At 36.5% G+C, this 14,320-nt stretch carries 16 protein-coding genes; 10 read left to right on the forward strand and 6 right to left on the reverse strand.

Translation table 11 applies throughout. The features are described from left to right. The first annotated feature begins 58 nt into the window (after positions 1–58). Together RV17_RS03575 and RV17_RS03580 are read left to right on the forward strand one after the other, a co-directional pair. On the forward strand, positions 59–1,984 hold the full coding sequence (locus tag RV17_RS03575) for an alginate lyase family protein (protein WP_071868547.1): 1,926 nt from the start codon (positions 59–61) through the stop codon (positions 1,982–1,984). A 21-nt stretch (positions 1,985–2,005) separates the two neighbouring features. Beyond that, entirely contained in the window at positions 2,006–2,428 is a 423-nt protein-coding gene (locus tag RV17_RS03580; protein ID WP_071868548.1) for a PTS sugar transporter subunit IIA, read from the forward strand. Between the two features lie 163 nt (positions 2,429–2,591). Here the strand turns inward: RV17_RS03580 and RV17_RS13595 are convergent, their stop codons facing one another. The 3 genes from RV17_RS13595 to RV17_RS03590 all read right to left on the reverse strand — a co-directional run bounded on the left by RV17_RS13595 (position 2,592) and on the right by RV17_RS03590 (position 4,120). After that, positions 2,592–2,759, reverse strand: coding sequence for a hypothetical protein (locus RV17_RS13595; protein WP_172843716.1), 168 nt, complete (start codon positions 2,757–2,759; stop codon positions 2,592–2,594). Positions 2,760–2,832: 73 nt separating this feature from the next. Beyond that, positions 2,833–3,276 (reverse strand): acyl-CoA thioesterase, encoded by a 444-nt coding sequence (locus RV17_RS03585; protein ID WP_067483277.1) that lies wholly within the window; start codon positions 3,274–3,276, stop codon positions 2,833–2,835. 16 nt (positions 3,277–3,292) lie between these two features. Beyond that, positions 3,293–4,120, reverse strand: a complete 828-nt coding sequence (locus tag RV17_RS03590; protein WP_067483275.1) for an NAD(P)H-hydrate dehydratase — start codon at positions 4,118–4,120, stop codon at positions 3,293–3,295. Positions 4,121–4,267: 147 nt separating this feature from the next. Here RV17_RS03590 and pepV point away from each other — a divergent pair, with 147 nt between their 5' ends. Further along, positions 4,268–5,692 (forward strand): dipeptidase PepV, encoded by a 1,425-nt coding sequence (gene pepV, locus RV17_RS03595; protein WP_067483273.1) that lies wholly within the window; start codon positions 4,268–4,270, stop codon positions 5,690–5,692. A 78-nt stretch (positions 5,693–5,770) separates the two neighbouring features. Here the strand turns inward: pepV and RV17_RS03600 are convergent, their stop codons facing one another. Both RV17_RS03600 and RV17_RS03605 read right to left on the reverse strand, forming a co-directional pair. Continuing rightward, positions 5,771–6,724 carry a glycosyltransferase family 2 protein gene (locus tag RV17_RS03600; protein ID WP_071868549.1) on the reverse strand — a complete coding sequence of 318 codons (954 nt, stop codon included), beginning with the start codon at positions 6,722–6,724 and terminating at the stop codon, positions 5,771–5,773. Positions 6,725–6,912: 188 nt separating this feature from the next. Further along, the gene (locus RV17_RS03605) at positions 6,913–7,275 is read right to left on the reverse strand and encodes a PepSY domain-containing protein (protein ID WP_071868550.1); all 363 of its coding nucleotides are present in this window, start codon (positions 7,273–7,275) and stop codon (positions 6,913–6,915) included. Positions 7,276–7,470: 195 nt separating this feature from the next. On the opposite strand from RV17_RS03605, the gene pepA reads away from it, so the two are divergent. The 4 genes from pepA to ytpR all read left to right on the forward strand — a co-directional run bounded on the left by pepA (position 7,471) and on the right by ytpR (position 10,306). Further along, positions 7,471–8,550, forward strand: a complete 1,080-nt coding sequence (gene pepA / locus RV17_RS03610; protein WP_067483260.1) for a glutamyl aminopeptidase — start codon at positions 7,471–7,473, stop codon at positions 8,548–8,550. Between the two features lie 152 nt (positions 8,551–8,702). Beyond that, on the forward strand, positions 8,703–9,023 hold the full coding sequence (locus RV17_RS03615; protein WP_071868551.1) for a thioredoxin family protein: 321 nt from the start codon (positions 8,703–8,705) through the stop codon (positions 9,021–9,023). 21 nt (positions 9,024–9,044) lie between these two features. Further along, positions 9,045–9,506 (forward strand): universal stress protein, encoded by a 462-nt coding sequence (locus tag RV17_RS03620; RefSeq protein WP_071868552.1) that lies wholly within the window; start codon positions 9,045–9,047, stop codon positions 9,504–9,506. 194 nt (positions 9,507–9,700) lie between these two features. After that, positions 9,701–10,306, forward strand: coding sequence for a YtpR family tRNA-binding protein (gene ytpR, locus RV17_RS03625; protein ID WP_071868553.1), 606 nt, complete (start codon positions 9,701–9,703; stop codon positions 10,304–10,306). 70 nt (positions 10,307–10,376) lie between these two features. Here ytpR and RV17_RS03630 read toward each other — a convergent pair whose 3' ends face one another. Beyond that, positions 10,377–11,657: a S1C family serine protease gene (locus RV17_RS03630; RefSeq protein ID WP_067483253.1), complete on the reverse strand. Its 1,281-nt coding sequence runs from the start codon at positions 11,655–11,657 to the stop codon at positions 10,377–10,379. Between the two features lie 433 nt (positions 11,658–12,090). Here RV17_RS03630 and rlmH point away from each other — a divergent pair, with 433 nt between their 5' ends. The 3 genes from rlmH (at position 12,091) to RV17_RS03645 (ending at position 13,914) form a co-directional block, all read left to right on the forward strand. Further along, positions 12,091–12,570, forward strand: a complete 480-nt coding sequence (rlmH, locus tag RV17_RS03635) for a 23S rRNA (pseudouridine(1915)-N(3))-methyltransferase RlmH (RefSeq protein ID WP_071868554.1) — start codon at positions 12,091–12,093, stop codon at positions 12,568–12,570. An 84-nt stretch (positions 12,571–12,654) separates the two neighbouring features. Then, on the forward strand, positions 12,655–13,164 hold the full coding sequence (locus RV17_RS03640; protein ID WP_002296569.1) for a YehS family protein: 510 nt from the start codon (positions 12,655–12,657) through the stop codon (positions 13,162–13,164). A 99-nt stretch (positions 13,165–13,263) separates the two neighbouring features. Continuing rightward, positions 13,264–13,914 carry a hypothetical protein gene (locus RV17_RS03645; protein ID WP_071868555.1) on the forward strand — a complete coding sequence of 217 codons (651 nt, stop codon included), beginning with the start codon at positions 13,264–13,266 and terminating at the stop codon, positions 13,912–13,914. Positions 13,915–14,320 lie beyond the last annotated feature (406 nt).

Here is a 14,320-nt window from a genome sequence, read left to right on the forward strand (position 1 = left end):
GTGATTAGCTATAAAAATTATTTATGTTTAGGTGGTTAAAGTTAAAAAGGAGAAGATAGTGGACTTTCAAAGAATTGAGATATACCAACAGAAATTTTTTAAAGATGATTGGGTTTCAAATTATGTTGAGCAACAGGAAAAATTTTTAGAGCCACTTTTTGATCGAGTGGATTTTTTAATGAAAGATCAAATTGTTTACACAGATGCGATGGACATGGAAGCATGCTCGACGCCTTACTCATTGAAGGACTTTGGTTGGAATAAGTTCCCAGAAGAAGATCCAGAATGGCTATTTATGTTGAGTAGACATGGGTTTATGGTAGATTTAGCGCAAGGTTATCTATTAACAAAAGAGAAGCATTTCATAGAAAAGTGGACAACGCTACTGTTGGATTTCATCACGAGCTGTGAAAGAGCTAATCCAGCGAATGAAAATAGTTGGCGTCCACTAGATACTGGGCTACGTTTAACTAACTGGATGAAGAGCCTAACTTATTTGCCTGTTGCACACCTGAAAAATACAAAAATCGAGAGAATGTTACAGAAATCAATTCAAGATCATTTGGTATTTTTAGAGAATAGTTATATTGATAAATATCGTCTGAGTAATTGGGGTGTTCTAGCAATCGGCGGTATGGCTGCGGTAGATTTGTTTTTCCCCGATTTAGTAACAGAGGAACAAAGAACGTTAATTTGGAAGCGATTAGCAGAACAACTAGATTTACAATTTTATGATGATGGGGTGCACTGGGAGCAAAGCCCACTCTATCAACATGAAGTTATCATAATGTATGCCTATTTATTACAAATTTCAGAGTATCTTGAACAACCACTCCCTATAAATTTAAGGGAAAAATTAACTCAGCCTATTCAAGCCACCTATTATCTAGCTGATAATCAAGAGATGCTTCTTCCCTTAAATGATAGCGATCATGTGGATTTTCACTACGTTTACGCTATTTATCAAAGTTTAGGCTTCTTAAAAAAGGACAAAAGGGATTCAAATCTGGCAGTACTTTGGACAGGAAGCTTGTATACTAGTTCTCCATCAGTAGCGACAAAAATGCCTCCTATTTTTGCTGGTCAAGATAGTGGAATGATGGTGTATAAAGACCAAGACATTTATTTTACGCTCTTTAACGGTCTGCATGGTAGTGGACACGGCCATGCGTCTATAGGAAGCTTTACCTTACAATTACATGGACAAGACATGATTATTGACAGTGGTCGTTATACTTATGTAAACAACAAAAAGAGGAGTCAATTAAAGGAAATGGCTGCCCACAATACATTATTTATTGCTAAAGAGCCACATACCATAATTAAGGATACATGGGGATATGATAGACTACCAAAGCCGTTATTTCATAAAATCCGAGAAATTTCAGAAGGTTTTTTTGCTGAATGTGCTTGGTCTTCATGGAATAAGCAAGGATGGACAATATTTGAACGACGTTTTTTATATTTGAAAGAAATAAATTCTTTAATCATTTTAGATAACTTTTCTGGTCAAGAAAATACTGAGATAACTTCTAGCTATAATTTATCGCCGAAAGTTACTTCTCAAAAAATTAACAATCAATTTCATTTAAAAATGAACGCCCAACAGTACAAGATTCATTTTACTGAAGGACAAACGATGCAAGGAATTGCTGAAAGTTCAGAAATATATAATCAACTCACTACACATCAACGAATCGAAAATAAAATTCAGTGTCAAGAAACAGCTACCACTTGGGTAACTGTAATCAGCACCACAGACGTCGAAGTTTCTCCAATAGAAGTCAAACAGGTTGGTGAAACGAAAAAATTTGATCAAGCAATTGGCTTAAGATTGGAAAATCAAAAGGAGAAGTTTGATCTGTTTATGTTGCAAGAGGATATTGTTTGCGGAAATAAACTGCTAGTTAGTGAGTTCAACCAATTCTTTTATGGCCAAATTATTCTGATTGACCAGAATGAGCGAACAACGAGAATAAAATAGAAGAAACACAGGGGGTAGCATATGAAATTTTTAGTAACCGGACACGATGACTTTTCAATTGGAATGAAAAGTGCACTTACGATGATTGCGGGAACACTTGATGATGTAGTAATAGTTCCTTTCAAGGCAGAAGAACAACTTGAGGCTTATCGTACAAAAATTGATTCAGAATTACAGACAAATGATAGCGTCATCTGTTTTACCGATTTATTAGGAGGAACACCGTTTAAAACCTGTGTAGAATTAGCCATTTCAAAAAATCAGGTTTTTGTATTGAGTGGCACGAATTTAGGGATGTTACTTGAAGCAAGTCTGTTAAGAAAATTGGTTAAAGAACCAGCTGAATTGTGCCAGTTAGTGTTGCAGTCGGGTAAAGACAATATCACATTGTTTAGTCAGAACAAGGATACCTTAGTAGAAGAAATTTCTGAAGCAGGAATTTAGTGTTGTTTATGGGAAATTGATTTTTAATAAACAACCTGGTGGAGTTTGTTTTGATAAATAAAAAAGCCTGCTCATTGAGCGGGCTCTTTGCTTTTTATAAGTGAGAAAAAAGCAACATCCAGTAGCCAGGAGTGTTGCTTGATTGACAGATTTAAGTATTTCTTTAGTCAGGTCGCATTTCTTGTAAAAGCTTCACACGACCACCGATTTGTTTGGCGAAAGTTTCAGATTTCTTTTTGTCTTTAAAAACGAGGAGGTTGTCAGGATTCTTTTCACGAGTGCGGCAGCCAGTTTTGTCGATATAACCATGTAATACTTTAACAACGTACATGCTCATCACCTGCTTTTTTCTTATAATTATACGAACTTGACGCCGTAAAACAAGAAAAATGCTTGGTCCTTTTTTATTTTTCTTTCGCGTTGTCCAATTGTGCATAGTTTTTAAATAGTGCATCCAACTCTGGATAAAATCGGCTAAGCTTTAATAAACGCTGATTTTCCGCGGAGAGGAAACAATGTTTACTGCTGCCAATCGTGCGTAGTTTTTGATCCTCAGCACCATAAATTTGATAACTAAAATCTAAACGTGTCCCCGTATATTTTTCAATTGTTGGATAAATAATGACTGACTCACCATAGCGAATCATTTCTTTGTATTGGCAATTGACTTCAAGAACTGGAATAATAATCCCTGTTTCTTCAATTTTTTGGTAACTAAAATCAAGATGATCAAGTAGTGCGACACGTGCTTCTTCAAACCAGCGAATATAATTGCTGTGATGAATGATCCCCATTTGATCCGTTTCATAATAAAAAGGTGTGCGCAGATATCCTGTAAATTTTTCCATAATCAAACTCCTCTTTTTATTCTGTACAAAAGTGTGCCATCCATTGTGGAATGGCTTGGCTAATCAATGTCGGCAGTACGACATAGTGTGTTTGTGCTAAGTGATCACCAATGAAACTGTGTAAGTAAACGGCGGCTGCAACCGTGTGATCGTTTTGAGGAAATTGGGCAAGAAAAGCCGTAATCATTCCTGCCAAGGTATCACCAGTTCCTCCAGTTGCCATTGCGGCAGATCCAGCCTGATTATAATAGATATTTTCTTTATTATAAATAGTAGTTTGGTGACTTTTAACGACAAGAATTGCACCTAATTCGTGTTGCTTCTCCTGATTTAATTGATCTGTTTGCGTAGCGATAGCAATTCCGCTTAGGCGTTGCCATTCCATTTGATGTGGTGTTAATACAGTATGTTCCGGATAAGGCAAAGAAAGTTTTGCTTCGGCAAGCAAAGTTAATGCTGAACCATCAATGACTAACCATTGCTGATTTGTTTGCACCTTCAAGACCATTTGGAGTAAGCCTAGACTGAAAGTGGAAGTACCTAATCCTGGACCAATCAATAACACATCTGCCTGTTGAATGACTGTTAGACAGGTCGCTTGATCGTACCAGTCAACAACCATTGCTTCGGGGAGCTGAACATGGAGTGGGCCATGGTTCTTCTTGTCTGTTATCACTGTGGTCAATCCAGCACCACTGTTAACTGCAGCTAAAGCACTCATGATGATTGCGCCGCCATACTGTTGATTTCCGCCAATCAACACAACTCGACCAAAAGTACCTTTGTGAGAGTGCTTAGGTCGTTTTGTAATTACCTCTCGTAACAGTTGCTCATCAAGAATCATTCAGTATCCCCTCCAATAAGTTGAATGCCTTGAGCATTCACAAAAGAACTACAAGCTGACGAAATTGTCAGACTTTTTGAACTATTTTTTTCTTGATTTTATGGTATCATAAAACACGAAGACTTAATAAGGTGGAGGATTAACTTTATGACAATTGATTGGCAAAAAGAAGTAGAAGCACGTAAAGAAGACTTACTTGAAGATTTAAAAAATTTGTTACGCGTCAACAGTGAACGCGATGATTCTAAGGTGACTGCAGATGCACCGTTTGGCCCTGGACCACGTGATGCACTAAAACACATGCTTGCTTATGGTGAACGTGATGGTTTCGTAGTGAAAAACGTTGATAATTATGCTGGGCACATTGATATGGGTGAAGGCGATGAAACGTTAGGTATCTTTGGACACATGGATGTTGTTCCTGCTGGCGACGGTTGGGATACAGATCCTTATGAACCAGTAATCAAAGATGGCAAAATTTTTGCTCGTGGTTCAAGTGATGATAAAGGACCAAGTATGGCAGCTTATTATGCAATGAAAATTATCAAAGATTTAGATTTAAAATTATCTAAAAAAGTTCGCTTTGTTGTTGGTAGTGATGAAGAAAGTGGCTGGGGCGACATGGCTTATTACTTCGAACATGAAGAAGAGCCTGATTTTGGTTTCTCACCAGATGCAGAATTTCCAATTATCAATGGTGAAAAAGGAAATGTTTCTTTAGGACTACACTTCCAAGGAAATAACGGAGGCGACTATGTCTTAAAATCTTTCACTTCTGGTTTGCGTGAAAACATGGTCCCAGGAACAGCTGAAGCAAAACTTGAAGTACCGAATGTTGATGCTGCCATCGCGATGGAAGAAGCATTCTTTAAATTTATTGAAGCAAATCCTGTTAGCGGAATGATTGAAGCGGATGAAACATTTGTATCAATCGAATTAGTCGGAAAAGGGGCTCACGGTGCAAGTCCTCAATCTGGAATCAATGCGGGAACATTCTTAGCAACATTCTTAGACACTTACGCTTTTGGTGGTGCTGCAAAACAATTTATCCATGTAGCTGCTGCTTATGTCCATGAAGATTTCTATGGTGAAAAATTAGGCGTGGCTTATGAAGATGAAAAAATGGGTAAATTAACAATGAATGCTGGGTTGTTTGCATTTAAGGCAGATGATGACAGCACACAAGCAGAAAACTTTATCAATATGAACTTCCGTTTCCCTAAAGGAGTAACTGTTGAAGGGCTAGAAATTGGCGTAGAAAAAACAGTTGGAATGGAAGGTGCCACTGTTACGCGTGGTGCACGCGTAATGGAACCACATTATGTGCCAATGGATGATCCATTGGTTGCAACGCTATTACAAGTATACGAAGATCACACTGGTGAAAAAGGCTATGAACAAATCATTGGTGGTGGAACGTATGGTCGCTTGCTAAAACGCGGTGTTGCCTATGGCGCAATGTTCCCAGGCTATACAGATACAATGCACCAAGCAAATGAATTTATGAGTCTTGATGACTTGTTCAGAGCAACTGCGATTTATGCGGATGCAATTTATCGTTTGGCTAAGTAAGAGTTGGTATGGTCATAAAAAAACAGATGCGAGACAATGTTGTCTTGCATCTGTTTTTTATTAATGATATTTATAAAATCATATGGATCGATCTTTATGATATTCATGATAGACATGGTATAAGTTCAGTTCGTATTCTTTTTTTGCATTAGACACGACAGTATCTAAAATCATACCGGTGATCAAAGAAAGCATAGCCATTGTCATTAACCCAGTACTCAAAATAGCAGAAGGAATTCGACTGATGAGACCTGTTAGCATAAATTCACGAATGACTGGTATACCAACCAAGAGTCCAAAAAGGAAAAACAGTGTGGTCCAGATACCAAAAAACAATAGAGGTTTATAGTCTTTACACATTTTGATAATCATCATGATCACTTTAAAACCATCCGAAAAAGTATTTAGCTTTGATTCGCTACCTTCTGGGCGGTCACGGTAATCAATCGGCACTTCGACCAGTTTAAATTTTTTATCCAAAGCGTGGATTGTTAACTCCGTTTCGATTTGAAAACCTGAACTCATAATTGGAAAACTCTTGACGAAAATTCGATTGAACCCACGATAGCCAGTCATAACATCTTCAATGTCTGTTTTATACAATTTTGCAATCGAGTTTTTGACTAAGTTATTACCAAAATCATGAAAAGGTCGTTTGTTTTCGTCAAAGTACGTACCATTTGATAAACGATCACCGATTACCATGTCAGCCTCACCTGAACGTAATTTTTCTAATAAGCCATGAACAGCTTCGGCTGGGTACGTATCATCGCCATCGACCATCATGTAATAATCAGCATCAATATCAAAAAACATTTGGCGAATCACGTTTCCTTTACCTTGGCGTGGTTCTTTTTTGACGATAGCGCCACCTTGAACGGCAAGCTCATATGTTTTATCGGTTGAATTATTATCATAGACATAAATATCTGCCTCAGGTAATTCCCGTTTAAAATCAGCAATAACTGTTGAAATCGTTGCTTCTTCATTGTAGCAGGGAATCAGTACGGCAATTTTTTCGCGTTGCTTCATGTTGCACTCTCCTTAGAATAAAAGCTAGTTTAAGAATAGCTTATTCTTTCATAGAATGCTAGTTAAGTTCATATGTGTTGCTCAAATAGTGCTAAAAAATAACCTACTATGATGTAAAGACGCCCAAAAGTCTAACTTTTTGGGGTCACTACATGATTTTAGTGGGTTATTTTTTGCTTTTATTTAGTTTAGAAAACTGACGTTGTGGATTCATACTTCTCTCGGGAAATATCTAACACAGTTCCAGTATAAGCATCAGCTAAAAACTCATAGTAGACGATTTCGCCATCTTCCATTCGAGAAATTCCCCCGCGATAACCATTTGAATGGATAGCAAATTTTCTGATTGGTTCTTTTTCAAAAGAAATCCATGAACCTTCGATAGAACCTTCTTTTAAAAAGGCATTTTTAATTTTGGAAAGGACTTGATCAGCGGTCAATGATTTTTTGCGATGATACCAGACTGTCGAAGCAACGCCAGTCAAGAGACCAAGGCCAACACCAAGCGCTAGTCCGCCTTTAAAATAATTGTAGTCTTTTTCTTTGGACATTCAGGTAACCCTCCTTCTTTGACTTCATGTATCTGGGTTTATTCTACCATACTCTCTGTTTTTCTCAGAAATAAATAACCAAACTTTAGCAAAATAAGTTATAATGAAAACGTCGATTTATTCGGAGAAAACTTTTTTTGAATGGATCAAATAAAAGTCTGAGAGGAGTTTAGTCTGAAATTTAGACGATGTATTATGGAAGAAAAAACATTTCAACGTATTAAAGAATTAACAGAGTTACAAGGAACAAGCGGATTTGAACAAGATATTCGTGCATACATGGAAGGCCACATGGAACCATTAGTTGATGAGTTACAATTAGATGGTCTTGGTGGCATTTTTGGGTTACGTAACCACGAAGATGCAGATGCACCACGAGTAATGGTTGCGGCACACATGGATGAAGTTGGGTTTATGCTAACTCAAATCCAAGATAATGGTTTATTTAAAGTAGTTCCTTTAGGTGGCTGGAATCCTTACGTTGTTTCAGCACAACGTTTTACTTTGAAGACATCATCTGGTAAAAACTATCCTTGTATTTCTTCATCTGTTCCACCACATTTGTTACGTGGAACAAGCGGTCAAAAATCAGTTGAAGTAACAGATATTTTATTTGATGCAGGATTTGAATCACGTGAAGAAGCCATAAGCTATGGCGTTTTACCTGGTGATACAATCGTACCTTTTGCTGAAACAATCAAAACAGCAAATGGAAAAAATATCATTAGCAAATCTTGGGACAATCGTTATGGTTGTACAATGGTTTTAGAAGCACTAGAAGCGTTACAAAATGAAAAATTAGGGCACACATTGATTGCAGGGGCAAACGTGCAAGAAGAAGTTGGCTTGCGTGGATCAAAAGCATCTGTCAATAAATTTAAACCTGATTTATTCTTTGCAGTAGATTGTTCTGCTGCAGATGATACTGTAACGAAAAAAGGAACATTTGGACACTTAGGTGAAGGCACTTTGATGCGTATCCAAGATCCGGGCTTGATCATGTTACCACGTTTGCGTGAATATTTATTAGATGTAGCAGAAACAAATAATATTCCATACCAATACTTCGTTTCAAAAGGTGGAACAGACGCAGGCGCTGCTCATACTCAAAATGAAGGAATCCCAAGTACAGTTATTGGAGTAGTTGGACGTTATATTCATACACATCAAACAATGTTTAGCATCAGCGACTTTGAAGCAGCAAGAGAAATGTTGATTCAAACATTGAAAGGCTTAGACAAATCAACAGTGAACACGATTGTTTACGGGAAATAATTGAAGCTTAAAATAAGAAATCTGATAAGATAGAAACTTTCTATTTTATCAGATTTTTTTATATCAGAATAAAAAACTTCAAACGTTTGTCACTTTGTGAGAAAGGTGTATAATTTAGGTAAAGAATGTGACAGTAGGAGGAACGAAAACGGATGATTATTCCAGAAAATTTAGAGGAATTAGCAGGATATGTAGAAAAAGGAAAAAATGTTTTTTTCTTCACAGCTGATTGGTGTGGTGATTGTCGATTTATCAAACCAAAAATGCCAGAAATTGAACAAGATTTTTCTGATTGGCGCTTCATTGAAGTCGATCGTGATAAATATATCGATCTTGCTGCAAGTTGGAGTATTTTTGGTATCCCTAGCTTTGTAGTCATTGAAGATGGCAAAGAATTAGGACGATTAGTTAATAAAAATCGTAAAACCAAGCAAGAGATTGAAGATTTCCTAAAAAGTGTCACAGTTGATTAGCATCTATTAGGAGGGGTCAAAATGGATCAAGAGTATAAAAATATTTTAGTAGGTATTGATGGTAGTGAACAAGCGAGTGCAGCATTTAAAAAAGCAGTAGAAGTCGCTCGTCGAAATAACGGGACAGTCTACGTTGCCAATGTGATTGACCAACAATTTTATAATTTTATGGGTTATGCACCAATGGATCAAAACTTGATCGATCAAGGAACAGAAAATGCCAAAGAAATGATTCAAAGTTGTAAAGACTATGGTAAATCTGTAAACTACACAAAAATTGAAGGAATTATTGCCTATGGCTCAGTCAAAGAAGCAATGGCTGTTAATTTACCAAAAAAATATCAGATTGATCTGATCATGGTTGGACAATCTGGCTTAAATGCTGTTGAACGTTTTATGACTGGTAGTGTGGCTAGCCACGTCATTCGTCGTGCACCTTGTGATGTTTTGATTGTGACAGAAACAAAAGAGGCCGAGGAATAGAATCTTTGCTTTCTTTTAGTTAATAATTGTTGTAAAGTATTATGTTGAAAAGAAGTGGGTGGCAAACTCGAAAGTTGACTTTTGTCACTCCCTTTTTTTGGTCATTTTTCATGACACGAATGAAAAAAATCTCATGCAGGAGTATATTTTTTTTGTTAAGATAAACCTCAGCAAGAGATAATGGAGGAAAGAACATGATTTTTGCTTATAACAAAGCACATGTCGGAGATACCTTAATGGTAGTTGTAGCCGACGATAAAGGAACTGAGAACACGGTTGAACGAAAATGGAATGTAGCTCAAGTGAAAGATGCCTCTGGCCAAATCGTTGCTTGGAACTTTTTCCATATTTCTGATCATTTGACCATTGAAGGTAATGGACAAGTAACAATTAATGAAGAACAATTAACGGAATTAAATCGTTTGATTAAAGAGGCTGGTTTTACTGAAACTTTGATTGCAGATAACGAACCTAAAATCGTTGTTGGTTATGTCAAAACGTGTGTTCCACATCCAGACTCTGACCATTTATCTATTACTGAAACAGAAGTTGATAATGGACATGTCTTACAAATCGTTTGTGGTGCGCCAAATATTGAAGCGGGTCAAAAAGTAGTTGTAGCAAAACCAGGTGCAATGATGCCTGATGGCTTGATGATTTGGCCAGGCTCATTACGTGGCGTAGAGAGCTATGGGATGATCTGCTCAGCTCGTGAATTGCATTTACCGGATGCACCAACAGAAAAAGGAATTTTAGTCTTACCAGAAGATACAGTTGTTGGTGAAGCATTTCCTAAATAGAAATTAAATGAATAGAAAAAGGTGGGACAAAACGTGTTTCGTTTTGTCCCACCTTTTTTGTTACACTTCATTACTCATTCGAATTATTTTGTTTCAATGAAGATTGATCGATTGTCAACTCTACCGTAGCAGTTTTTTCTTCAGATCCTCGGTAGTAAGTCACTTTGACACTGTCGCCGACTTTTTTCTTGTAAAGTGCAGTTTGTAACTCAACACCAGAAGAAACTTCGGTATCATCAATCTTAGTGATAACATCGTATTGTTTCAATCCCGCCTTTTCAGCAGGAGTAGCTGCTTGAACATTGGTTACAATGACACCATTTGTTACAGAAGTTGGAATCTTCAAGACTTGTTCTTGTTGTTGTGTAGAAACAGCAGATAAATCGACCATCGTAATTCCAAGAGCTGGACGGGTTACTTTTCCGTCTTTTTCTAATTGATTGATTACATTTACTACATCATTACTTGGAATTGCAAAACCCATTCCTTCCACATTCACATCAGAGGAAGATTCTGAGGTACTAGCAATCTTACTTGAATTGATTCCGATTACTTGTCCTTCAATGTTTACTAATGGGCCACCTGAATTACCAGGATTGATTGCAGCATCTGTTTGGATTGCGTTGATGTTGACTGTTTCGTTTGATTCATTCGTACTAGTTACTTGACGATTTAAAGAAGACACGATACCTGAAGTTACTGAGTTAGCATAAGCTGAGCCTAATGGTGAGCCAATCGCAATAGCAGGTTCACCAACTTTTAAGGATTCAGAGTCGCCAAATGAAGCGACTGTGTCGACTTTGTCAGCACTGATTTTTAATACAGCTAAGTCAGAGTAGGCGTCTGTTCCAACTAGTTCAGCCTTCACTTTACTGCCATCTTTCAGTAAAACTTCCAAGCCTTGTTGCCCATCAACCACGTGATTATTTGTAACGATGTAGGCAGAGTCGCCATCTTTCTTATAAATGACACCACTGCCTTCACTATAAGCTTCTAAAGCTTCATCAGAGCTGCTTTGTTCCTGTTGTCCAAAGAGCTGACCGAATTCACTTGATTGATTTTGATTTTGTAAATTGATTACTGAAACAACAGCGCCTTGTACTTTATCAACAGCGCTAGTAATATCTGATTCAACGTTTACTTTGACATTCTCAACGACTGTCTCACCAGCAGAATTTTGATTTCCACTTGCGCTTGTCGAAGAAGTTGTAAAAGACGATCCCATAGCGCCGTAAAAAATTCCTGCAGTAATCAATCCACCAAGGACGCCACCAACAAGTCCGAGGCCTAACTTCTTCCAAAATCCATACTTATTTTTTTTCATTTTAGGTGTCACATCTTTTTTATCCATGTGTTTCCTCCTCCGTTCACTTTTTTATCTATCATTAGTATAGACTCATTTGATAAATTTAGTCTACTTTTAGACTGTGAACTTTTTATGAAAAACTTTAGGAAAAATATCTGTTTTCAGATGAAAAAATCGCGTTTTATTTTTCCACAGTATCTGTGTAAAACTTTTTCATTTTATTGAGGAAAACTCAGATAAAAAAGTTATCCACAGGTTGTTGATAAAGGGGATAAAAAAGGTGGAAACATATGTTCGTATAAGAAATAGTGATAAAATAAGGAAAAAAAGCGCAGTTTCTGTGGATAAACCTGTGGATGTTGTGCATAAGTATGTGTGTAAAACTTTTCCACTTGGGCTGAAGAAAAAAAGAAAGAAGCATGATAAACTAAGGTGAAGTGCTAATAGTAGCAATTTTGTGTTGATAAAGGAGTAGAACATGAATATTAAAATAATATCTGTTGGGAAATTAAAGGAAAAGTATCTCATTCAAGGAATCAACGAATATGTAAAACGTCTTGGTGCTTATGCAAAAATGGAATTGATTGAAGTACCTGATGAAAAAGCACCAGAAAATTTAAGCGATGCACAGATGCAACAGGTCAAAGATAAGGAAGGCGAGCGTATTCTTTCAAAGATTAAGGAACATGATTATGTCTTTGCATTGGCAATTGAAGGGAAAAATCCAACGAGTGAAGCATTTGCAAAACAAATTGATCAGTTAGGTATTCAAGGGAAGAGCCATCTAACATTTGTGATTGGTGGGTCGCTTGGACTAAGCGAATCTGTCATGAAACGGAGCAATACACAAATCTCATTTGGAAAAATGACTTATCCACATCAATTGATGCGCCTAATTTTAGTGGAGCAAATCTATCGTGTGTTTCGGATTAATGCTGGGGCACCTTATCATAAGTGATGCGGTTTTTATCATTGATCCTAAAAATCTTAGCAAGACAAAAAGTACGTAAGAAAGTAAAGACTAAATACTTCGGAGGAACAAATGAATAACAATGATAGATTATTGCGATTGCGTTATGCGATTGATTTGAAAGATACGGATTTGATTAAAGCTTTTGAGCTAGGCGGTGTACCACTGACTAAAGAAGAAGCTCAGGCGGTACTGACCAAAGTACAGGATAAGAACAAAGATAATGCAGAAAATAATGTGTATGAAAAAACCATCAACAACCAAGTTTTTGACGCATTCCTAAATGGCCTGATTCTCTTGGCGCGTGGTCCGCAAAAAGATAAGCCGATAGTAGACACGCCGCAAAAAAGCAAGGAAATCAAATATATCAACAATGTGTTGCTAAAAAAATTAAAAATCGCCTTGTCTATGACCACTGATGATATTTTAGACGTTTTTGCTGAGGCAGAAATCTATCCATCAAAAGGCGAAATCGGGGCATTTTTGAGAAAAGAAGGCCAACGAAATTTTAAGCCTTGCGGAGATAAATATATGCGTAATTTTCTCAAGGGGTTAGGAATTTATAATCGGAGAAAAGTATAAAGAAATTTCATGAGAAATCAAAACAATGGTTGTTTCGATGAGAGCTAGTTTTTGTATGAGATTAAAATATTATCTTAATCGAGGAGCTGGATTGGTTTTATGAATGATGAATATAAGAATGATGAAGATAAGATGCTTTTTGAAGAGATAGAGAATCGATGTAGGCTCAATTTTGAGCTTCGGGGAAAGATGTCTTTAATACAACAAAAAAAGTATTTAGCGAATAAATCAGAGTTTACTCTGGGACATGTTGAAAAATTAATCTCGGATTGGATTAGTAGTAGAAGCGAATTTACAAAAATAAAACAGCCGATTAAATTTGACATGAAAAAACTTTTGTTAAATAAGAGTGAGATAGGTAATAGAGATCAATATATTAGAGCTAAAGGGCAAGAAATAATTGATTCATTAGGTGAAATGAGGTCATACAATTATTTGTATGTAACACATAGAGCTGATGGAATGGTCATTACTGTGGGGAAATCTTCTTCTAATGATATTTTTTTAGATGGAGATCTTTTTTATCAACTCAATACAAATCACTTGTCTGGCACTGAAAATATAATTTTAAGGACGGAATATGGCAATGAAATATTTGCAAAATATGATGAGCTTTTAAAAAATTATTTGGACTGGGCTTGGATAATTCCGGTTGAGTCAGGAGATGCTAAGAAACTGGAGAGATTATTGGGCGATGAATTAATTAATAAAAAAGTACCAATTTTAAATTATTATTCCCATAGACAATAAAAGGCTATTTTTCATGATAATACTAGTTATAACTGTAAAAATGAAAGAAAATCTGGGAAAGAACTTTTTAAATAAGTGTATTGTTCGATGCTTAATAAATACTAAGCAATACCATCCGTGTGTGTTGCGCAACATCGTACTAAAATGAATAGTTTTTCACAAAAAGAAAATCATCCATCGAATGAATGGAAGGTTTTAGTATACACGAGGTTAATGCCCCACTCTTTTATAATCAGAGGAGTGAGGTTTTTTCTATGAATGTTTCTATTTTCTTATTGCTAGTCTAGTTTCTCTTACGATGAAATTGGGATTCTATTCCAGTTTTTATTGATTTGCTGATAAAATAACTTGAATAGTGGATATAAACATGATAAATAAGAGAAGAATAACAAAACAAGATTGTGAA

It is taken from the genome of Enterococcus thailandicus (assembly GCF_001886265.1).
GTDB classification, from domain to species: domain Bacteria; phylum Bacillota; class Bacilli; order Lactobacillales; family Enterococcaceae; genus Enterococcus_B; species Enterococcus_B thailandicus.